The 18,477-nt window shown below is 73.0% G+C and carries 20 protein-coding genes; 14 read left to right on the top strand and 6 right to left on the bottom strand.

Features of this window, described 5'->3' with window-relative positions; genetic code table 11:
• The first annotated feature begins 244 nt into the window (after positions 1 to 244).
• The 4 genes from alr to ACFYO9_RS05045 all read left to right on the top strand — a co-directional run bounded on the left by alr (position 245) and on the right by ACFYO9_RS05045 (position 3,750).
• On the top strand, positions 245 to 1,396 hold the full coding sequence (gene alr, locus ACFYO9_RS05060; RefSeq protein WP_355803803.1) for an alanine racemase: 1,152 nt from the start codon (positions 245 to 247) through the stop codon (positions 1,394 to 1,396).
• 107 nt (positions 1,397 to 1,503) lie between these two features.
• Positions 1,504 to 2,745, top strand: coding sequence for an alpha/beta hydrolase (locus ACFYO9_RS05055; RefSeq protein ID WP_355803802.1), 1,242 nt, complete (start codon positions 1,504 to 1,506; stop codon positions 2,743 to 2,745).
• A 46-nt stretch (positions 2,746 to 2,791) separates the two neighbouring features.
• Entirely contained in the window at positions 2,792 to 3,304 is a 513-nt protein-coding gene (gene tsaE, locus ACFYO9_RS05050; protein ID WP_355803799.1) for a tRNA (adenosine(37)-N6)-threonylcarbamoyltransferase complex ATPase subunit type 1 TsaE, read from the top strand.
• A 242-nt stretch (positions 3,305 to 3,546) separates the two neighbouring features.
• Positions 3,547 to 3,750 (top strand): hypothetical protein, encoded by a 204-nt coding sequence (locus ACFYO9_RS05045; protein ID WP_358774767.1) that lies wholly within the window; start codon positions 3,547 to 3,549, stop codon positions 3,748 to 3,750.
• Positions 3,751 to 3,778: 28 nt separating this feature from the next.
• Here the strand turns inward: ACFYO9_RS05045 and ACFYO9_RS05040 are convergent, their stop codons facing one another.
• Positions 3,779 to 4,333 carry a hypothetical protein gene (locus ACFYO9_RS05040; protein ID WP_358774768.1) on the bottom strand — a complete coding sequence of 185 codons (555 nt, stop codon included), beginning with the start codon at positions 4,331 to 4,333 and terminating at the stop codon, positions 3,779 to 3,781.
• A gap of 121 nt (positions 4,334 to 4,454) precedes the next feature.
• Here ACFYO9_RS05040 and tsaB point away from each other — a divergent pair, with 121 nt between their 5' ends.
• The 4 genes from tsaB to ACFYO9_RS05020 are packed head-to-tail and all read left to right on the top strand — an operon-like array spanning position 4,455 to position 7,000.
• Entirely contained in the window at positions 4,455 to 5,111 is a 657-nt protein-coding gene (tsaB, locus tag ACFYO9_RS05035; RefSeq protein WP_355803794.1) for a tRNA (adenosine(37)-N6)-threonylcarbamoyltransferase complex dimerization subunit type 1 TsaB, read from the top strand.
• Positions 5,112 to 5,152: 41 nt separating this feature from the next.
• The gene (gene rimI, locus ACFYO9_RS05030; RefSeq protein ID WP_355804231.1) at positions 5,153 to 5,635 is read left to right on the top strand and encodes a ribosomal protein S18-alanine N-acetyltransferase; all 483 of its coding nucleotides are present in this window, start codon (positions 5,153 to 5,155) and stop codon (positions 5,633 to 5,635) included.
• Complete coding sequence (tsaD, locus tag ACFYO9_RS05025; RefSeq protein ID WP_358712063.1) at positions 5,628 to 6,746, top strand: tRNA (adenosine(37)-N6)-threonylcarbamoyltransferase complex transferase subunit TsaD; 1,119 nt, start codon at positions 5,628 to 5,630, stop codon at positions 6,744 to 6,746. Before rimI ends, tsaD begins: the two co-directional genes overlap by 8 nt.
• Positions 6,743 to 7,000 (top strand): hypothetical protein, encoded by a 258-nt coding sequence (locus ACFYO9_RS05020; protein ID WP_358774769.1) that lies wholly within the window; start codon positions 6,743 to 6,745, stop codon positions 6,998 to 7,000. Before tsaD ends, ACFYO9_RS05020 begins: the two co-directional genes overlap by 4 nt.
• On the opposite strand, the gene ACFYO9_RS05015 is transcribed toward ACFYO9_RS05020, so the two are convergent.
• On the bottom strand, positions 6,997 to 7,596 hold the full coding sequence (locus ACFYO9_RS05015) for a class I SAM-dependent methyltransferase (RefSeq protein ID WP_358774771.1): 600 nt from the start codon (positions 7,594 to 7,596) through the stop codon (positions 6,997 to 6,999). The genes ACFYO9_RS05020 and ACFYO9_RS05015 overlap by 4 nt on opposite strands.
• 253 nt (positions 7,597 to 7,849) lie before the next feature.
• On the opposite strand from ACFYO9_RS05015, the gene ACFYO9_RS05010 reads away from it, so the two are divergent.
• Positions 7,850 to 9,160 carry an RNA polymerase sigma factor gene (locus ACFYO9_RS05010; protein ID WP_388665959.1) on the top strand — a complete coding sequence of 437 codons (1,311 nt, stop codon included), beginning with the start codon at positions 7,850 to 7,852 and terminating at the stop codon, positions 9,158 to 9,160.
• 93 nt (positions 9,161 to 9,253) lie between these two features.
• Here the strand turns inward: ACFYO9_RS05010 and ACFYO9_RS05005 are convergent, their stop codons facing one another.
• Entirely contained in the window at positions 9,254 to 10,492 is a 1,239-nt protein-coding gene (locus ACFYO9_RS05005) for a methyltransferase domain-containing protein (protein WP_358774788.1), read from the bottom strand.
• 82 nt (positions 10,493 to 10,574) lie between these two features.
• On the opposite strand from ACFYO9_RS05005, the gene ACFYO9_RS05000 reads away from it, so the two are divergent.
• The 3 genes from ACFYO9_RS05000 (at position 10,575) to groL (ending at position 14,186) form a co-directional block, all read left to right on the top strand.
• The gene (locus ACFYO9_RS05000; RefSeq protein ID WP_355803783.1) at positions 10,575 to 11,498 is read left to right on the top strand and encodes a polysaccharide deacetylase family protein; all 924 of its coding nucleotides are present in this window, start codon (positions 10,575 to 10,577) and stop codon (positions 11,496 to 11,498) included.
• A gap of 610 nt (positions 11,499 to 12,108) precedes the next feature.
• The gene (gene groES, locus ACFYO9_RS04995) at positions 12,109 to 12,417 is read left to right on the top strand and encodes a co-chaperone GroES (RefSeq protein ID WP_006347174.1); all 309 of its coding nucleotides are present in this window, start codon (positions 12,109 to 12,111) and stop codon (positions 12,415 to 12,417) included.
• Positions 12,418 to 12,557: 140 nt separating this feature from the next.
• Positions 12,558 to 14,186, top strand: coding sequence for a chaperonin GroEL (gene groL / locus ACFYO9_RS04990; RefSeq protein ID WP_355803780.1), 1,629 nt, complete (start codon positions 12,558 to 12,560; stop codon positions 14,184 to 14,186).
• Positions 14,187 to 14,444: 258 nt separating this feature from the next.
• Here groL and ACFYO9_RS04985 read toward each other — a convergent pair whose 3' ends face one another.
• Entirely contained in the window at positions 14,445 to 15,218 is a 774-nt protein-coding gene (locus tag ACFYO9_RS04985) for an SDR family oxidoreductase (protein WP_358776799.1), read from the bottom strand.
• Between the two features lie 64 nt (positions 15,219 to 15,282).
• The gene (locus tag ACFYO9_RS04980) at positions 15,283 to 15,966 is read right to left on the bottom strand and encodes an MOSC domain-containing protein (protein ID WP_355803776.1); all 684 of its coding nucleotides are present in this window, start codon (positions 15,964 to 15,966) and stop codon (positions 15,283 to 15,285) included.
• Between the two features lie 91 nt (positions 15,967 to 16,057).
• Between ACFYO9_RS04980 and ACFYO9_RS04975 the strand changes: the two genes are divergently transcribed.
• Positions 16,058 to 16,954: a LysR family transcriptional regulator gene (locus tag ACFYO9_RS04975; RefSeq protein WP_355803774.1), complete on the top strand. Its 897-nt coding sequence runs from the start codon at positions 16,058 to 16,060 to the stop codon at positions 16,952 to 16,954.
• Positions 16,955 to 17,004: 50 nt separating this feature from the next.
• Here the strand turns inward: ACFYO9_RS04975 and ACFYO9_RS04970 are convergent, their stop codons facing one another.
• A complete protein-coding gene (locus ACFYO9_RS04970) occupies positions 17,005 to 17,442 on the bottom strand; it encodes a WhiB family transcriptional regulator (RefSeq protein ID WP_355803772.1) in 438 nt (145 codons plus the stop codon).
• A 389-nt stretch (positions 17,443 to 17,831) separates the two neighbouring features.
• Between ACFYO9_RS04970 and ACFYO9_RS04965 the strand changes: the two genes are divergently transcribed.
• Positions 17,832 to 18,443 carry a response regulator transcription factor gene (locus ACFYO9_RS04965; protein WP_003948568.1) on the top strand — a complete coding sequence of 204 codons (612 nt, stop codon included), beginning with the start codon at positions 17,832 to 17,834 and terminating at the stop codon, positions 18,441 to 18,443.
• Positions 18,444 to 18,477: the final 34 nt, after the last annotated feature.

Genomic DNA, 18,477 nt, shown 5'->3' with positions numbered 1-18,477 from the left:
CAATCCGCCCCGCTGCCCGGCGACAGCCGACCCCGCTGCCTCGCCCGCACCACGGCGCCGAGCCGCAGGGCCACGACCCCTGCCCGCACCCCCAGCCCCCCGGTTCGGCCGATCAAGGCACCCGCGCCAATCCGGACCGCCCCAGCCCCGCCGCGGGCCACGGCGCCGGCGCCCCCCGTCCCGCCGGCCGGCCAGGCCCCGTGCGGGCGGGTCCCCTCCGTCGGCTCTGAGACACTTGTCCGCGATGAACGAGACAGCGCCTTTCCGTGTCCGCGCCGAGATCGACCTCGGTGCCCTCCGCGCCAACGTGCGTTCCCTGCGCGCCCACGCTCCGGACGCCGCGTTCATGGCCGTGGTGAAGGCGGACGCGTACGGGCACGGAATGGTGGCCTGTGCCAAGGCGGCCCGGCAGGCGGGGGCCGGCTGGATCGGTACCGCCACCCCGGAGGAGGCCCTCGCCGTGCGCGCGGCGGGCGTGCCCGGCAGGATCATGTGTTGGCTGTGGACCCCGGGCGGGCCCTGGCGCGAGGGCGTCGAGGCCGACCTCGACATGTCGGTGAGCGCGCTCTGGGCGCTGCGCGAGGTGTGCGAGGCCGCCCGTGCGGCGGGGCGGACCGCCCGTATCCAGCTCAAGGCCGACACCGGCCTCGGGCGCAACGGCTGCATGCCGGCCGACTGGCCCGAGCTCGTCGAGCAGGCGCTGCGCGCCGAGGTGGACGGGCTGGTCACGGTCACCGGGCTCTGGTCGCACTTCGCCTGCGCCGATGAGCCGGGCCACCCCTCGATCGCCGCCCAGCTCACGGTCTTCCGCGAGATGGTGGCGCACGCCGAGGACCGCGGCATCCGGCCCGAGGTGCGGCACATCGCCAACTCCCCGGGGACGCTCACGCTCCCCGAGACCCACTTCGACCTGGTCCGCCCCGGCATCGCGATGTACGGCATCTCGCCGAGCCCCGAGGTCGGCACCCCCGAGGACTTCGGGCTGCGCCCCGTCATGACGCTCACCGCCTCGCTGGCCCATGTGAAGCACGCCCCGGCGGGTCACGGCGTGAGCTACGGCCACCATTACGTCACCCCCGGTGAGACGACGCTCGGGCTCGTCCCCGCCGGATACGGCGACGGCATCCCGCGGCACGCCTCCGGCACCGCCCCGGTCCTGGTCGCCGGCAAGTGGCGGACGGTCGCGGGCCGGGTCGCGATGGACCAGTTCGTGGTGGACCTCGGCGGGGACGAGCCCGAAGTGGGCGCGGAGGCGGTCCTGTTCGGCCCCGGCGACCGCGGCGAGCCGACCGCCGAGGACTGGGCGCAGGCGGCGGGCACCATCGCGTACGAGATCGTCACCCGCATCGGATCGCGCGTCCCGCGCGTCTATGTGAACGAGCGGCCCGACGACTGAACCGAGCGGCCGACGACTGAGCCGGACGGCCCGACGACTGAGCCGGACGGCCCGACGACTGAACCGGGCGGCCCGACGACTGACCAGGAACGGACGAGGAGCGGCACGTGAGCGAGAGCAGCACGGGGGCTGCCGCGGCACAAGCGGTGACGGACGTCGCCGCCGCGGCGGGAAGCTGGCGCCGGGCCGGGGTGGCGGGCGCCGCGATAGGCGTGCTCGCCGCGGGCGCGGCGGCCGGCGTCGCCATAGAGCGGCTCACGGTGGGCCGCGGCATGCGCAAGAAGGCCCGGCTCGCGCTGGACGCCTCGGGGCCGTACGGCTCGCTGCGCGGCATGCCCGGCACGGCGTACGCGGACGACGGCACGGAGCTCTCCTACGAGGTCGAGGAGGTCGAGGCCGACAGCGACCAGGCCGCGCGGCGGCGCCGTCTCTTCGGCCGCCGGGCGCCCGCGCCGGTCACCGTCGTCTTCAGCCACGGCTACTGCCTGAGCCAGGACTCCTGGCACTTCCAGCGGGCGGCCCTGCGCGGTGTCGTGCGCGCGGTCTACTGGGACCAGCGCAGCCACGCCCGCTCGGCGCGCGGCGTCGACCAGCTGGAGCGGAGCGCGCCGGTCTCCATCGACCAGCTCGGCCGCGACCTGAAGGCCGTCATCGACGCGGCGGCGCCCGAGGGGCCGCTGGTCCTCGTCGGGCACTCGATGGGCGGCATGACGACCATGGCCCTTGCCGACCAGTTCCCGGAGCTGATCCGCGAGCGCGTCGTCGGCGTCGCCCTCGTCGGCACGTCGTCGGGGCAGCTCGGTCAGGTGAACTTCGGGCTGCCGGTGGCGGGCATGAACGCGGTGCGGCGGGTGCTGCCCGGCGTGCTGCGGGCGCTCGGCTCGCAGGCGGAGCTGGTGGAGAAGGGCCGGCGGGCCACCGCGGACCTCTTCGCCGGTGTCATCAAGCGGTACTCGTTCTCGCGCAGGGACGTGGACCCGGCCATCGCGCGGTTCGCGGAGCGGATGATCGAGGCGACACCGATCGACGTGGTCGCGGAGTTCTACCCGGCCTTCGCCGAGCACGACAAGGCGGAGGCGCTCAAGCACTTCGCCGACCTGCCGGTGCTCGTCCTGGCCGGGAACGAGGATCTGGTCACGCCGAGCGAGCACAGCGAGGCGATCGCCCAGCGGCTGCCCGACGCCGAGCTGGTCCTGGTACCGGACGCCGGGCACATGGTCATGCTGGAGCACCCGGAGGTCGTCATGGACCGCCTCGCGGACCTGCTGGTGCGGGCGGGCGCGGTCCCGGCGGCCGTTCGCGCGGACGCCGGGGGTTCGAGGACGGGCTCCAAGGGCGCCGGCGGCTGACGGCAGGGGGACCGGGCGGCGGCGCGCAGCCGCTACCGTGGTCGTCATGGAAGCACCGCACCACCAGGCACCCGCAGGCGCGCTGAAGATCACGGTCAACTCCCCCGCACACATGGGCGAGTTGGGCCGCCGGCTGGCCAAGATCCTGCGCCCCGGCGACCTCGTCATGCTCACCGGCGAGCTCGGCGCAGGCAAGACGACGCTCACCCGCGGCCTGGGCGAGGGCCTCGGCGTGCGCGGCGCCGTCACCTCCCCGACCTTCGTCATCGCCCGCGTGCACCCGCCGCTCGGCGCCGGACCCGCGCTGGTGCACGTCGACGCGTACCGCCTGGGCGGCGGGCTCGACGAGATGGAGGACCTCGACCTCGACGTCTCCCTGCCGGAGTCGGTGATCGTCGTGGAGTGGGGCGACGGCAAGGTCGAGGAGCTCTCCGACGACCGGCTGCACGTCGTCATCGACCGGGCGACCGGGGACACCACGGACGAGGTGCGCGAGGTGACCCTCACCGGGCTCGGGCAGCGCTGGGCGGACGCGGACCTGGAGTCGCTGGCGGCCTGAGGCCGGGAACGGGGATGTCACCGGCGGCCTGCGGCCGGGATACGGGACACGGGGACACGCAGATACGGGTATGCGGGGCCGCGTACGGGCAGTGCGCGGCCCGCCCTCGTACGTTCGCCCGAACGTTCCGACAACGCGTCGGCAAAATGTTGCGTTGCGCGCGTCGCGCGTGGTCACATGGATGCCAGCACTGGTTAGGTCTACCTAACCACGTCTGCCCCCGGAGCGCCCAGGAGGCATCCATGCCGGCTTCAGAACGTGACGTACCGCCGCGGTCGCCCCGGCTGCCGGGGCCCTCGGGCGCACCGGAGCCGTCGCAGCTGTCGATGAGCGATCTGCTGGCGTCCTGCGCCGCGGCCACGGCGGTCTCCACGCCGCCCCGCGCTCCGTCCGGCGCTCCGTCCGGCGAGGACCCCACGGCCGGGGAGCGACGGCTCCACCGCTGAGGGGCGGCCCGGTCGTCCCGGCCACCGGTCAGGGGATGACGACGACCTTGCGGCCGAGCGTCGCGAACTCCCACATCGTGTTGCCGTGCGCCCGCGACTCGCGGATGCCGCCGGTCCGCTTCGACGGGTCCGGCTTCGGGGTCGCCCCGTCCACCGCCGCGCTGAAGCCGATCGTGGTCCCCCCGACGGAGGTGAACCGCACGACGTGCTCGATCGCCACACCGTCCGTGCCCTTGACGGAGCCGTTGCGGGAGCCGACCGTGTAGGTGCCCGGCGCCGGGTCGACCGTGCCCGGCATGACCTTGTACGTGAGCTGCAGCTTCCCGGACTCCTCGACCAGCCAGACCCGGTCCTCGCTCACGGAGTACACGACCCGCTGGCCCGTCCCGGACTGCGCGGGCACCGCCGCCGGGTTCGCCTTCTCCTTGGGGGAGCGCGGCGCGGTGGCCGAGGGGGAGGGCTTGCCGGCGTGCTTGCCCAGGTCGTCCGGCACACTGGCCGACGCCTGGTAGGCGAGGAAGCCGACCGCGGCGAGCGCAGCCGCGGTGAGCCCGGCCACAAATCCCGAGCTGCTCCTTGACACCTTCGCCACCCACCTTTTCGTACTGCGTACGGCTACGGAGTGACGTTAGCAGCCACCGCACCCCTTGCCCCGGCAGCGGCGACCGGCCGTGCGGCGCGCGCCGGAGCCGTAGGCTGTTCGCGTGCTCTTGCTCGCTCTGGATACCGCAACGCCCGCCGTCACCGTCGCCCTCCACGACGGCTCCTCCGTCATCGCGGAGTCGAGTCAGGTCGACGCCCGGCGGCACGGAGAACTGCTGCTGCCGGCCGTCGACCGGGTGCTCGCCGACGCGGGCCTCCGCCTCGACGCCGTGACCGGCGTCGTCGCCGGGGTGGGCCCCGGCCCCTACACGGGACTGCGCGTCGGCCTGATGACCGCCGACACCTTCGGCCTCGCCCTCGGCGTCCCGGTGCACGGCGTGTGCACGCTGGACGGCCTCGCGTACGCCTCGGGCATCGAGGAGGGCCCCTTCGTGGTGGCCACCGACGCCCGCCGCAAGGAGGTGTACTGGGCGCGCTACGACGACGTGCGCACCCGTACGGGTGAAGCCGCGGTCGACCGGCCCGCCGACATCGCCGCCGACGTCGCGGGCCTGCCCGCGGTCGGCGCGGGCGCGCTGCTCTACCCCGACACCTTCCCCGACGCCCGCGCGCCCGAGCACGTCTCGGCGGGCGCGCTCGCGTCCCTGGCCGCCGAGAGGCTCGCGGCGGGCGAGGAGCTCCTGGAGCCCCGGCCGCTCTATCTGCGCAGGCCCGACGCGCAGGTGCCCAAGAACTACAAGGTGGTCACCCCCAAGTGACCCAGCCGACCCGGGCGACCGAGGCCGCCGTGCTCCGTGAGATGCGCTGGTGGGACATCGAGGCGGTGTTCGCCCTGGAGAAGGAGCTCTTCCCGGACGACGCCTGGTCACGCGGGATGTTCTGGTCGGAGCTGGCCCACGCGCGCGGCCCGCTCGCCACCCGGCGCTACGTGGTGGCCGTCGACGGCGACCGCCTCGTCGGGTACGCGGGCCTCGCCGCGTCCGGCGACCTCGCCGACGTCCAGACCATCGCCGTCGCCCGCGACCACTGGGGCACCGGGCTCGGCGCCCGGCTCCTCACCGACCTGCTGCAGGCCGCGACCGCCTTCGAGTGCGCCGAGGTCATGCTGGAAGTGCGGGTCGACAACACCCGGGCGCAGAAGCTGTACGAGCGCTTCGGCTTCGAGCCCATCGGCTTCCGGCGCGGCTACTACCAGCCCGGCAACGTGGACGCCCTGGTCATGCGCCGCACCGATCCCTCCACCTCCGTATCCGGCGTACAAGGAACCGAGATTCATGGCTGACTCGCGCGACGAACCCCTCGTCCTCGGCATCGAGACCTCCTGCGACGAGACCGGCGTCGGCATCGTCCGCGGCACCACTCTGCTCGCCGACGCCGTCGCCTCCAGCGTCGACGAACACGCGCGCTTCGGCGGCGTCGTGCCCGAGGTCGCCTCCCGCGCGCACCTCGAAGCGATGGTGCCGACCATCCAGCGCGCCCTGAAGGACGCGGGCGTGAGCGCGAAGGACCTCGACGGCATCGCGGTCACCGCGGGGCCCGGCCTCGCGGGCGCGCTGCTCGTCGGCGTCTCGGCCGCCAAGGCGTACGCGTACGCGCTCGGCAAGCCGCTCTACGGCGTCAACCACCTCGCCTCGCACATCTGCGTCGACCAGCTGGAGCACGGGCCGCTGCCCGAGCCGACCATGGCGCTGCTCGTCTCCGGCGGCCACTCCTCGCTGCTGCTCTCCTCGGACATCACCTCGGACGTGCGGCCGCTCGGCTCGACCATCGACGACGCCGCGGGCGAGGCCTTCGACAAGATCGCGCGGGTGCTGAACCTCGGCTTCCCGGGCGGCCCGGTCATCGACCGCTACGCGCGCGAGGGCGACCCGGCGGCCATCGCCTTCCCGCGCGGGCTCACCGGACCGCGCGACGCGGCGTACGACTTCTCCTTCTCGGGTCTGAAGACGTCCGTCGCCCGCTGGATCGAGGCGAAGCGTGCCGCGGGCGAGGAGGTGCCGGTACGGGACGTGTCGGCGTCCTTCCAGGAGGCGGTCGTCGACGTGCTGACCCGCAAGGCCGTACGGGCCTGCAAGGACGAGGGCGTCGACCACCTCATGATCGGCGGTGGCGTGGCCGCCAACTCGCGCCTTCGCGCCCTCGCCCAGGAGCGGTGCGAGAAGGCGGGCATCCGGCTGCGCGTGCCGCGCCCCAAGCTCTGCACGGACAACGGCGCGATGGTCGCGGCCCTCGGCGCCGAGATGGTGGCCCGCAACCGGTCGGCCTCGTCCTGGGACCTGTCGGCGGACTCCTCGCTGCCGGTGACGGAGCCGCACGTGCCGGGGCACACGCACGGCCACGGTCATGACCACGACCACGTGCACGAGGTCAGCAAGGAGAACCTCTACTCATGACGGTCGCGCTGATGTGGGAGGCCCGGGCGGTGGACGGGCGCGGCGACGAACTGCTCGCCTGGGCCCGGTCCCAGCGGCTCGACGGTGCCCCCGTCCGCCGCGAGACCTTCCAGGCGCCGCAGGACCGGGTGCTCGTCATCACCTGGTGGGACGCGGAACTCGACGCCGGGCTCCCCGAAATCCCGGAGCCCGCGGCGGAGTTGGTGACGCGCGCGGTGCACCGGTGGCGCTTCGAGTCGGTCGAGCGGGTCTAGGTCCGCTCCACCGGCTTGCGGTACGTCAACAGGTAGCGCCAGAACAGCAGTTGGCGCACGCGGCTGCCGGGCAGGAGACGGGCCGCCTCGGTCCGGATCTGCCGCAGCGTCATGTCCGGCTGCCGCACGGGCGCCTTGAGCGGGGGCGGGTGCGCACCGCGCAGGCGCTCGCCCGCGAAGACCGCGACCCGGGCCACCGCGTTGACGGGCGAGGCCACCACGTCCCACCCCGTCGTCCCGGCGTGGCAGCCGAGCACGAGCAGCGTGCCGCCGGGGGCGAGGGCGTCGCGCAGCCGGGTGACGGTGCCGAAGGGCATGTGGTGCAGGCTCGCCAGACAGGTGACGGCGTCGTAGTGGCCGGCGGGCAGCTCCTCGGCGGTCACGTCGGCCCGGCGGAACCGGGGCCCGCCGCCGGCCGCCTCGGCCTCGGCGATGACCTCCCCCGACGGGTCGAGCGCGTCGACCCGATAGCCGCGCCGCACGAGCCTGCGGGCGAACCGGCCGGTGCCGCAGCCGATGTCGAGGGCGGTGCGGCCCCCCGGCGGCAGGCTCCGCAGCAGGAGCCGGTGGTAGTGGTCGTTGTGGTCGAAGGGCATGCGGGCGAGCCTGGCACGGGTGGATGAGCCGAGGTGCCGGTCCGGAGGAAAGTCCGCGGGCGGAGGCCCCGCCGCCACGCGCCGGGAGACCGCCGTGCCGCCCTGCCCGCCGATGATCCGCGTCGACGGGGGACAACGCCCCCGAGGGCGGTCCGCCGGGCCTGAGGGCAGGCCCGCGGCGGCCGCCGGAACCGGTCGGGGGGCGGCTCCCAGCCTTTGCGGCCGGTGCGCGGGGGTGTTCTGATGGGTGGCCGTGAGCCATCCGCCGGAGCACCCCCGTCATCCGTCCCCGGAGCGGCGGCCCCGCCAGCCCCGCCACGCCTGCGAGACCGTTTTCCGCATGGAGTCGCCCCGCATCATCGCCGGGGTGACCCGGATCGTACGAGACGTCGGCATCGCCGAGGAACTCGCGCAGGACGCCCTCGTGGCGGCCCTCGCGCGCTGGCCCGAACAGGGCGTCCCGGAGAACCCGGGCGCCTGGCTCATGGCCACCGCCAAGCACCGCGCCGTCGACCTGGTGCGCCGCCGCGAGCAGTACGCGCAGAAGCTGGCAGAGGCCGGCCGCGACCCGGAGACCGTGCAGACCCACTCGGACGAGCGGGCCGACCCCGACCCCGACGCCGTCGACGACGACCTGCTCCGCCTCGTCTTCACCGCCTGCCACCCGCTGCTCTCCGCCGCGGCCCGCGTGGCGCTCACCCTGCGCCTGCTCGGCGGGCTGACCACCGCGGAGATCGCCCGCGCGGTGCTCGCCGCCGAGCCGACCGTGGCCCAGCGCATCGTGCGCGCCAAACGCATCCTCGCCGCCAAGGACATCCCCTTCGAGGTCCCCCGCGGCCCGGAGCGCACCGCCCGCCTCGCCTCGGTCCTCGAAGTCGTCCACCTGATCTTCAACGAGGGGTGCGCCGCCACGGCGGGCGACGACTGGCTGCGCCCCTCCCTGTGCGAGGAGGGCTTGCGCCTAGCCCGGGTGCTCACCGGCCTGATGCCCGAGGAGTCCGAGGCGCACGGCCTGGCCGCCCTCCTCGAACTGCGGGCCTCGCGCGCGGCGGCGCGCACCGGGCCGTCCGGCGAGGCGGTGCTGCTCCAGGAGCAGAGCCGGGCCCGCTGGAACCGGACGCTGATCGACCGCGGATACGCGGCCCTCGCGCGGGCCCGCGGCACGGCCGACTCGTCCAGGGCGCTCGGCCCGTACGCGCTGCAGGCCGCCATCGCCGCCTGCCACGCGCGGGCGCACACGTACGAGGAGACCGACTGGCAGCAGATCGCCGTCCTGTACGGCCTGCTCGCCGCCCGCAGCCCGTCCCCGGTCGTCGAGCTGAACCGCGCGGTCGCCGTCTCGATGGCCCAGGGCCCGGAGCCGGGCCTCTGCCTGGTCGACGCGCTCACCGCGGAAGCGGCCCTGCGCGACCACCACCTGCTGCCCAGCGTCCGCGGCGACCTGCTCGAACGGCTCGGCAGGGCGGCCGAGGCCTGCGCGGAGTTCGAGCGGGCGGCGGCGCTGGCGGGCACCGAGCGGGAACGGGAGCTGCTGCTCGCACGGGCCGCGTCCTGCCGCCTCTGACCGGCCCCGGCACGGCCAGCGGGTCGCAGGTGGGCAGCCGTCAGCCCGGGGCGGCGCCTTCGGGCCCCCAGGCCTGGGCCTTAGGGCTGGGCCTTAGGGGGCAGGGTGGCCGATCAGCATCGTCGGGGCGCCCGCCACCCGCGTCAGGAAGACCGTCGCGGCGTTCTTCCCCTGCGGCTTCACCTTGCGCCGCAGCTCCTCCGGCTCGACGGCGGACCCGCGCTTCTTCACGGTGAGGATCCCGACCTCGCGCTCGCGCAGCAGCGCCTTCAGCTTCTTCACGCCGAAGGGCAGTTGGTCGGTGATCTCGTAGGCGGTGGCGTACGGGGTGTCGTGCCGGGCGTCGGAGGTGACGTACGCGATGGTCTCGTCGATCAGTCCGCCGTCGACCCGGGCCGCGACCTCGGCGACCAGATGGGCGCGGATGACGGCGCCGTCCGGCTCGTACAGATAGCGCCCGACCGGACGCACCCCGGGGTCGGGCAGCATCGTGTCGAGCGGGGACCACAGGGTGGCGCCGCCGGGCAGGAGCGTCGCCCGGTGCGAGGCCGCGGCGCCGGTGCCGAACCACAGCACGGCCTCCTTCACGTCGCCGCCGTCCGAGATCCACTCGGCGCCGGCCGCGGCGGGGATCGCCTCGTGCGGGATGCCGGGGGCGATCTTCAGGGCGGCGCGCGGGGCCTTGAGCGCCGTCTCGACCGCCCAGGACAGGGGCGGCGAATAGGACTCCGGGTCGAAGATGCGGCCGCGCCCCGACGAGCGCCGTGCCGGGTCCACGAACACCGCGTCGTACGCGGAGGTGTCCACCTCGGTGACGTCGGCCTCGCGCACCTCGATCAGCCCGTCGAGCCCCAGCGCCTCCGCGTTGGCGCGGGCGACGGCGCAGGTCAGCGGGTCACGGTCGACGGCAAGGACGGAGATCCCGGCCCGCGCGAGGGCGAGCGCGTCGCCGCCGATGCCGCAGCACAGATCGGCGAGCGAGCGGACCCCGAGGGCCTGGAAGCGCGCGGCGCGGTGTGCGGCGACGGAGGAGCGGGTGGACTGCTCGACGCCGTTCGGCGTGAAGAACATCCGGGCCGCGTCCTCGGCGCCGAACTTCGCCGCGGCCCGCCGCCGCAGCCGCGCCTGCCCGAGGGCGGCCGAGACCAGGGGCGCGGAGTGCGTGCGGCGCAGCCGGGTGGCGGCGGCGAGCTCCTGCGCGGGCTCGACGTCCCGCACCTCGTCGAGCAGGGCCAGGCCCTCGGCGGTGCGCAGGGCGGCGAAGGCGGCGAGGGGGTCGCCGAGGTCGGTCGGGTGGCCGCTCGGCGTGTTCGGGTCGTTCACCCGCCCCATTGTGGGCCAGTCGGTGGATGGTGCGCGGCCGACGGCGGTGTCGGACCCCTCGGACGACCGTGAGCTGCGAGGATCCGGCGCCATGCAACTAGTACGACAAAAAGGAAAATACGCCAGAAGACGGAAGAACCAGGTACGGGCCGCGGTGGCCGTCCTGGCCGCGTCGGCGATCGCGTCGGGCTGCGCCGGCGGTGACTCCGAGGGTGCGCGCGGCGCCCCCGGCCAGCAGCCGCTGAAGGCCCCGCCCGCCCGCGCCCTCGACTCCTACGCCCAGAAGCTCGGCGCGATCCAGGCCGCCCGCGTCGCGGCGACCAAGCGCTGGGGCCTGGCGAAGGTCCCGCTCCCCGCGCCCCCGCCGCCCCGCACCAAGCCGAGACTCACCACCCGCAAGGGTTTCGAGGTCAAGGGCCAGGCGAGCCTGCCGCCGGTCTTCACGACGATCCCCACCAAGGACAAGGTCGTCTTCCTGACCATCGACGACGGTGCCGAGAAGGACCCGAAGCTGCTCAAGATGATGGGCGAGCTGCACCTGCCGTACACCGCCTTCCTCAGCGACTACCTGGTCAAGGAGGACTACGGCTACTTCAAGAAGATGCAGGACCGCGGCGTCACCCTGAACAACCACACCCTGCACCACCGCTACCTGCCCGGACTCTCGTACGAGGACCAGCGCCACGAGATCTGCGACATGCAGAACATCATCCAGAAGCACTACGGCAAGCGGCCCGAGCTCTTCCGTCCGCCGTACGGCAACTACAACCGGGACACGCTGCGCGCCGCCAAGTCCTGCGGCGTCAAGGCGGTGCCGCTGTGGGCGTCGGAGGCCTTCACCGACCACATGGAGTGGCGCGAGTGGGACAAGGACCTGCACCCCGGCGACATCATCCTCACGCACTTCCGGGGGCGTGAGGACTGGAAGGGCACGATGCCCGACATGGTCCGCCGGGTCATGAAGACGGTCACGGACCGGGGCTACGCGGTGGCCCGCCTGGAGGACTACCTGTGACCCCCCGGGCGCGAGCGCGCCGCCGCCGTCTCCTCGCCGGAGCCCTCCTGTGCGGCCTGCTCGCGCCCGCACTCCTCTCGGGCTGCGCGGAATCAGTGGACCCGATCGAACGCCTGACCAGAAAAGCAACCCAAAAACTCCCCCACAGACCGACGACACCCCACCTGCTCCCGGGCCCGGCCCCAACCCCCCACCCGCCGTGGGCCCCAGCCACCCCCGCCCACCCCACGCCGGAGCCGGCCGCTCCCCGCTGTGGGCAGGCGTTCCGCTGGGCGGAACGGGTGGGCACAGCCCCCGGTGCAGGGCCACAGGAACCAGGGCCCCCACGAATCGCACATGGGGAACCTGAAGCCGCAGAGAACCGTTGCCCCGAAGGGGAAAAAGCGCCGCCCGCCCGGCCCAGGGCAACGAACACCCGCTAAAGCCAGACGCAGTCGACTGGCACTCCGCTTGACCGAGTGCTAATCCCCGTCCTAGTCTCACTTCTGGCACTCCCCACTGGAGAGTGCCAACAGCGACGGGCAGGTCCGGCACCCGCGACGACGGATCCACCTGGTCGCCACACTCAGACTCTTGACCCCGTGAGATCTCCGAAGGGGGAGACCGGATCGTGACGACCGCCAGCTCCAAGGTTGCCATCAAGCCGCTCGAGGACCGCATTGTGGTCCAGCCGCTCGACGCCGAGCAGACCACGGCCTCCGGCCTGGTCATTCCGGACACCGCGAAGGAGAAGCCCCAGGAGGGCGCTGTCCTCGCCGTGGGCCCGGGGCGTTTCGAGAACGGCGAGCGCCTGCCGCTCGACGTGAAGGTCGGCGACGTCGTGCTGTACAGCAAGTACGGCGGCACCGAGGTGAAGTACAACGGCGACGAGTACCTCGTCCTCTCGGCTCGCGACGTGCTCGCGATCGTCGAGAAGTAATTCACCCAGCATTGCTTTTCCGAGCTGCGCCCCTGGTCACCCCGCTCTCTGCCGGGCGGCGAGGGGCGCAGTTCGTTGCTGAACATTCCGGGGGCTCCCCCCGGACCCCCCTGAGTTTTCGAGAGGGCTGAACCGCTCCCATGGCGAAGATCCTGAAGTTCGACGAGGACGCCCGTCGCGCCCTTGAGCGCGGCGTCAACAAGCTTGCCGACACCGTCAAGGTGACGATCGGCCCCCGCGGCCGCAACGTCGTCATCGACAAGAAGTTCGGCGCCCCGACCATCACCAACGACGGCGTCACCATCGCCCGTGAGGTCGAGGTCGACGACCCGTACGAGAACCTCGGCGCCCAGCTGGTGAAGGAGGTGGCGACCAAGACCAACGACATCGCGGGTGACGGCACCACCACCGCCACCGTGCTCGCCCAGGCCCTGGTCAAGGAAGGCCTGCGCAACGTCGCCGCCGGCGCCTCCCCGGCCGCCCTGAAGAAGGGCATCGACGCCGCCGTCGCGGCCGTCTCCCAGGAGCTGCTCGCCACCGCCCGCCCGATCGACGACAAGGCCGACATCGCGGCCGTCGCCGGTCTGTCGGCCCAGGACCCGCAGGTCGGCGAGCTCATCGCCGAGGCGATGGACAAGGTCGGCAAGGACGGTGTCATCACCGTCGAGGAGTCCAACACCTTCGGCCTGGAGCTCGACTTCACCGAGGGCATGGCCTTCGACAAGGGCTACCTGTCGCCGTACATGGTGTCCGACCAGGAGCGTATGGAGGCCGTCCTCGACGACCCGTACATTCTGATCCACCAGGGCAAGATCTCCTCCATCCAGGACCTCCTGCCGCTGCTCGAGAAGGTCATCCAGGCCAACGCCTCGAAGCCGCTCCTGATCATCGCCGAGGACGTCGAGGGCGAGGCCCTGTCGACCCTGGTCGTGAACAAGATCCGCGGCACCTTCAACGCCGTCGCGGTGAAGGCCCCCGGCTTCGGCGACCGCCGCAAGGCCATGCTCGGTGACATCGCCACCCTCACCGGCGGCACCGTCATCGCCGAAGAGGTCGGCCTCAAGATCGACCAGGTCGGTCTCGACGTGCTCGGCACCGCCCGCCGCGTCACCATCACCAAGGACGACACCACGATCGTCGACGGTGGCGGCAACAAGGCCGAGGTCGAGGGCCGCGTCGCCCAGATCAAGGCCGAGATCGACGCCACGGACTCCGACTGGGACCGCGAGAAGCTCCAGGAGCGCCTCGCGAAGCTGGCCGGCGGCGTGTGCGTCATCAAGGTCGGCGCCGCCACCGAGGTGGAGCTGAAGGAGAAGAAGCACCGTCTGGAGGACGCCATCTCCGCGACCCGCGCCGCGGTCGAGGAGGGCATCGTCTCCGGTGGTGGCTCCGCCCTGGTGCACGCCGCCAAGGTGCTCGGCGACTCGCTCGGCAAGGAGGGCGACGAGGCCACCGGTGTCGCCGTCGTCCGCCGCGCCGCCGTCGAGCCGCTGCGCTGGATCGCCGAGAACGCCGGCCTCGAGGGCTACGTCATCACCTCGAAGGTCGCCGAGCTCGACAAGGGCTTCGGCTTCAACGCCGCGACCGGCGAGTACGGCGACCTGGTCAAGGCCGGCGTCATCGACCCGGTCAAGGTCACCCGCTCCGCGCTCGAGAACGCCGCGTCCATCGCGTCGCTGCTCCTCACGACCGAGACCCTGGTCGTCGAGAAGCCGGCCGAGGAAGAGGCGGAGGCCGGTCACGGCCACGGCCACGGTCACTCGCACTGACCTGAGTTGCCCGAGGCCCGGTTCCCTGTGCGGGGAGCCGGGCCTCGGGCCTTTTCGGGGGTGCGTGTGCCGGGTTGCTCTCCCTTGCCGGGTGCGGGTCGTGGTCCGTCCTCGCGCAGTTCCCCGCGCCCCTTACGGGGCGCTCACCGAAGTCGTCTCAGGGGCGCGGGGAACTGCGCGACCAGCCGAAGGCGACCCGCACCCGGCGACGGCGAGGAACCCGGCAGACGCGCCCCGGGACCGCCCCAAGCCCCCCGCCTACCGGGGCCCGTACTTACGACCCGTACGCGACGTCACCCCACCCAGCAGCGCCCGCGGCGTCACCTTCACCACCCCCATCAGCGCCTTGTAGCGCGGGTCGGGAATGGACACGGTCCGGCCCCGCGCCAAGTCGGCCAGCGCCGCGGCGACCAGCTTGTCCGCGTCGAGCCACATCCAGCCCGGGATGTTGGACGTGCCCATCCCGGCGCGCTCGTGGAACTCGGTCCGTACGAAACCGGGGCAGAGCGCCATCAGCCGTACCCCGGAACCCGCCAGGTCCTTCGCCGCGCCCTGGGTGAACTGCACGACCCACGCCTTCGAGGCGCCGTACGTCCCGCGCGGCACGAACGCCGCCACCGACGCGACGTTCACCACCCCGCCCCTGCCGCGCTCCCGCATCGACTCCGCCGCCGCCGACGTCAGCCGCAGCACCGCCTCGCAGTGCACCTTGAGCATGGTCAGCTCGTCGGCCATCGAGACCTCGAGATAGCGGCCCTTGTTGCCGAACCCGGCGTTGTTGATCAGCAGGTCGACCGGGTCCCTGCGGTGCGCGAGGCGCTTCTCGACCGCCTCGATGCCGGCGTCCGTCGCGAGGTCGGCGGTCAGCACCTCCGCCTCGATGCCGTGCCGGTCGTGCAGCTCGGTCGCCTGCTCCCGCAGCCGCTTGGTGTCGCGCGCCACCAGGACGAGGTTGTGGCCGTCACCGGCGAGGCGCCGCGCGAAGGCGGCGCCGATGCCGGCGGTTGATCCCGTAATCAGAGCCGTAGTCATGGCCCAAGGCTAGTGACGCGCGCCGCGCCCACCGACCAGGGACCGGTGGCGCCGGGCGGCGGCGTCAGCCCACGAGATCCTGGGCGGCCTGCCGCGCCACATACGCGCGGGCACGCTCGGCCGTCTCGGGGTGCAGGGCGTCACCCGCAGCGAGCAGCCGCGGCAGCAGCGACGTCTCGGTCGTGATGGCGCGGAACTGGAGGGCGACGGTGACCTCGTGCTCCGGCCGGTGCACGATCGCGATCGCGTCCCCGGCCCGTATCTCACCCGGCTCGATCACCCGCAGATACGCGCCGGGAGCCCGCTCCCCGGTGAACCGCTTCACCCACCCCGTCTCACCGAGATGGCCCTGGAACGTACGGCACGGAATGCGCCCGCTCGTCACCTCGAGGACCAGGTCGGAGCCGATCCGCCAGCGCTCGCCGATCCGCGCGCCGTTCACGTCGACCCCGGACGTCGTGAGGTTCTCGCCGAACGTGCCGTCGGGCAGCGGCCGTCCGAGGGTCCGCTCCCAGGCGTCGAGATCCTCGCGGGCGTACGCGTACACCGCCTGGTCGGTGCCGCCGTGGTGGCGCAGGTCCCCGATCTCGTCGCCGGCCATACCGCTGCCGCCGACGCCCTTCGCGCCCGGCGCGGTCACCAGGACGGGGCCGCGCACCGGCCGCTTGTCGATGGCGGTGCGGCCGGTGGGGGACGAGGTGTAGTCGACGGCCGTGCGGCGGCCCACGTTTACCGAAAGAAGCTCCATGGCAAGCAGGCTAGAGCTTTTCGTGGCCGCCCCCCTCAAAGTTGTCCGGCGGCATTTCGCACTGCGCCCAAGCCTCGCTTATGCTCGAAACATGATCGAGGCCCGACATCTCCGTGTGCTGCGCGCCGTGAGCACCACCGGCTCCTTCTCCGCCGCCGCCCGCGAGCTCGGCTGCACCCAGCCCGCCGTCAGCCAGCAGATGAAGGCCCTCGAATCCTCCACCGGCACGCCGCTGCTGATCCGCACCGGCCGCGAGATGCGGCTGACCCAGGCCGGCGAGGCCCTGGTCCGGCACGCCTCGGGCATCCTCGCCGGGCTCACCGCCGCGGAGGAGGAGGTCGCCGCGATCGCCGGCCTGCGCGCCGGCCGGGTCCGGCTCGTCTCCTTCCCCAGCGGCAGTTCCACCCTCGTCCCCTGCGCCCTCGCCGCGCTGCGCGCCGCCCACCCCGGCACCCGCGTCTCCCTCGTGGAGGCCGAGCCGCCGCGCTCCGTCGAGATGCTGCGCGAGGGCGACTGCGACGTCGCGCTCGCCTTCCGGTACGAGGGGGCGGCAGGGCCGGAGGAGTGGAGCGACCTCGTCGTACGGCCGCTGCTCGCGGACCGGCTCGTCGGACTCGTGCCCGAGGGGCACCGGCTCGCCGGCGCGGAGTCGGTCACCATCGGGGAGTTCGCCGACGAATCGTGGATCGCGGGCTGCCCCCGCTGCCGCAGGCAACTGGTGGAGGTCTGCGAGAGCGCGGGCTTCGTGCCCCGGATCGACTTCGCGACCGACGACTATCCGGCGGTGATCGGCCTGGTCGGCGCCGGCCTGGGAGTGGCGGTGCTGCCCGAGCTCGCGATCGAGTCGGTGCGCCCCATGGGCGCCCGCACTGTGACGGTGGAACCCGCCGTGCGGCGGGAGATCGTCGCGCTCACGCTGCCGGATCTGGCACAGGTGCCGGCCGTCGCCGCCACGCTGGACCATCTCGCGCGGGCCGCCGCCCGCTGATCGACGCCCTGCGCGGACCCGCGCGGGCATGCGTTCGAAGAAACGTTCCTTCAGCTGTGGGACACGGCGCTGTGGGACACGGCACCCTGCGAAACGGCGCCCTGCGAAACGGCGCCGTGCGAAACAGCGTGATGGGACACGGAGTTGTGGGACACGGCGTTGTGCGAGACGCCGCCGCCCGCCGTGGCCGGCGAGGTCGTGACCAGGCGGTTGCGCGCACGCCCCATGAGCTCCTCGCGCTCGTCCTCGGTCAGCCCGCCCCACACGCCGTACGGCTCGCGCACCGCGAGCGCGTGAGCGGCGCACTCCGCGCGCACCGGGCACCGCATGCAGACCTCCTTGGCGGAGTTCTCACGAGCACTGCGCGCCGCTCCCCGCTCGCCCTCCGGGTGGAAGAAGAGCGAGCTGTCGACCCCGCGGCAGGCCGCGAGGAGCTGCCAGTCCCACAGATCTGCGTTCGGTCCGGGAAGGCGGGAGAAATCTGCCATTGCTGGTCCCCTTGGTGCCGTTCTGACGCGGATACGGTGCCCATGACCGTACATCTACTGTCTAAGGAGATGAAAATATGACTCATTGCGAATCTAGCCACAGACACCAGGAAAAGGGAAGAAAAGCCGCTAAATGGGGCATAGCTTGTGATGAAAGGTTGAGGGTCTCCCGCGCGCTCTGCTCTGTGTCCGCGCCCTCACGTAGAGTGCCGAAGGTGGCTGACTGCCCCGTAACTCTTTCGGGTGACCGTCGTTGAGAGTGCGAGGCGGTTGAAAGAAGAAGCGCTCGGGCAGGTGTCCGAGAGCGTCAACCGCACAGGTGACGAATATGTACCAGCCTGGAGGCTCAAGGTGACGCGCAGCAGCTGTGAGAGCCGCGGAGGACAGTCATGACATCGGTCCTCGTCTGCGACGACTCCCCGCTCGCCCGAGAGGCGCTCCGCCGCGCGGTCGCGACCGTGCCCGGTGTGGAGCGCGTGACGACAGCGGCCAACGGCGAGGAAGTCCTCCGCCGCTGGGGCGCCGACCGCTCCGACCTGATTCTGATGGACGTACGCATGCCCGGCCTGGGCGGCGTCGAGACGGTCCGGCGGCTGCTGTCCGCCGACCCCGGTGCGCGCATCATCATGCTCACCGTCGCCGAGGACCTGGACGGGGTCGCGCTCGCGGTCGCCGCCGGCGCCCGCGGCTATCTGCACAAGGACGCCTCGCGCGCCGAGCTGCGCGCGACCGTCACGCAGGCGCTCGCCGACCCGACGTGGCGGCTCGCCCCGCGCAGACTGCGCTCGGCCGAGATGGGCGCCGCGCCCACCCTCACCGCGCGTGAGATCCAGGTGCTCGAAGGCATGAGCCACGGCCGTTCGAACGCGGAGATCGGGCGCGAGCTCTTCCTCTCCGAGGACACCGTGAAGACGCACGCCAGGCGGCTGTTCAAGAAGCTCGGCGCCTCGGACCGCGCCCACGCGGTGGCGCTCGGTTTCCGCTGGGGTCTGGTCCGCTGAATGTGCCGCCGCGGGGGGCCCGCGATCCCCGCCC

The sequence above is a fragment of the Streptomyces sp. NPDC005863 genome (assembly GCF_042871345.1).
In the GTDB taxonomy this organism is placed as follows: Bacteria; Actinomycetota; Actinomycetes; order Streptomycetales; family Streptomycetaceae; genus Streptomyces.
This window is presented reverse-complemented; position numbering and strand designations above follow the sequence as displayed.

Excerpts from the sequence above, each read along its gene's own strand:
- alr (WP_355803803.1), top strand. The coding sequence starts at position 245 with ATGAACGAGACAGCGCCTTTCCGTGTCCGCGCCGAGATCGACCTCGGT.
- tsaE (WP_355803799.1), top strand. The coding sequence starts at position 2,792 with ATGGAAGCACCGCACCACCAGGCACCCGCAGGCGCGCTGAAGATCACG.
- ACFYO9_RS05045 (WP_358774767.1), top strand. The coding sequence starts at position 3,547 with ATGCCGGCTTCAGAACGTGACGTACCGCCGCGGTCGCCCCGGCTGCCG.
- rimI (WP_355804231.1), top strand. The coding sequence starts at position 5,153 with ATGCGCTGGTGGGACATCGAGGCGGTGTTCGCCCTGGAGAAGGAGCTC.
- tsaD (WP_358712063.1), top strand. The coding sequence starts at position 5,628 with ATGGCTGACTCGCGCGACGAACCCCTCGTCCTCGGCATCGAGACCTCC.
- ACFYO9_RS05020 (WP_358774769.1), top strand. The coding sequence starts at position 6,743 with ATGACGGTCGCGCTGATGTGGGAGGCCCGGGCGGTGGACGGGCGCGGC.
- ACFYO9_RS05015 (WP_358774771.1), bottom strand. The coding sequence starts at position 7,596 with ATGCCCTTCGACCACAACGACCACTACCACCGGCTCCTGCTGCGGAGC.
- ACFYO9_RS05005 (WP_358774788.1), bottom strand. The coding sequence starts at position 10,492 with ATGGGGCGGGTGAACGACCCGAACACGCCGAGCGGCCACCCGACCGAC.
- ACFYO9_RS05000 (WP_355803783.1), top strand. The coding sequence starts at position 10,575 with ATGCAACTAGTACGACAAAAAGGAAAATACGCCAGAAGACGGAAGAAC.
- groL (WP_355803780.1), top strand. The coding sequence starts at position 12,558 with ATGGCGAAGATCCTGAAGTTCGACGAGGACGCCCGTCGCGCCCTTGAG.
- ACFYO9_RS04985 (WP_358776799.1), bottom strand. The coding sequence starts at position 15,218 with ATGACTACGGCTCTGATTACGGGATCAACCGCCGGCATCGGCGCCGCC.
- ACFYO9_RS04980 (WP_355803776.1), bottom strand. The coding sequence starts at position 15,966 with ATGGAGCTTCTTTCGGTAAACGTGGGCCGCCGCACGGCCGTCGACTAC.
- ACFYO9_RS04975 (WP_355803774.1), top strand. The coding sequence starts at position 16,058 with ATGATCGAGGCCCGACATCTCCGTGTGCTGCGCGCCGTGAGCACCACC.
- ACFYO9_RS04970 (WP_355803772.1), bottom strand. The coding sequence starts at position 17,442 with ATGGCAGATTTCTCCCGCCTTCCCGGACCGAACGCAGATCTGTGGGAC.
- ACFYO9_RS04965 (WP_003948568.1), top strand. The coding sequence starts at position 17,832 with ATGACATCGGTCCTCGTCTGCGACGACTCCCCGCTCGCCCGAGAGGCG.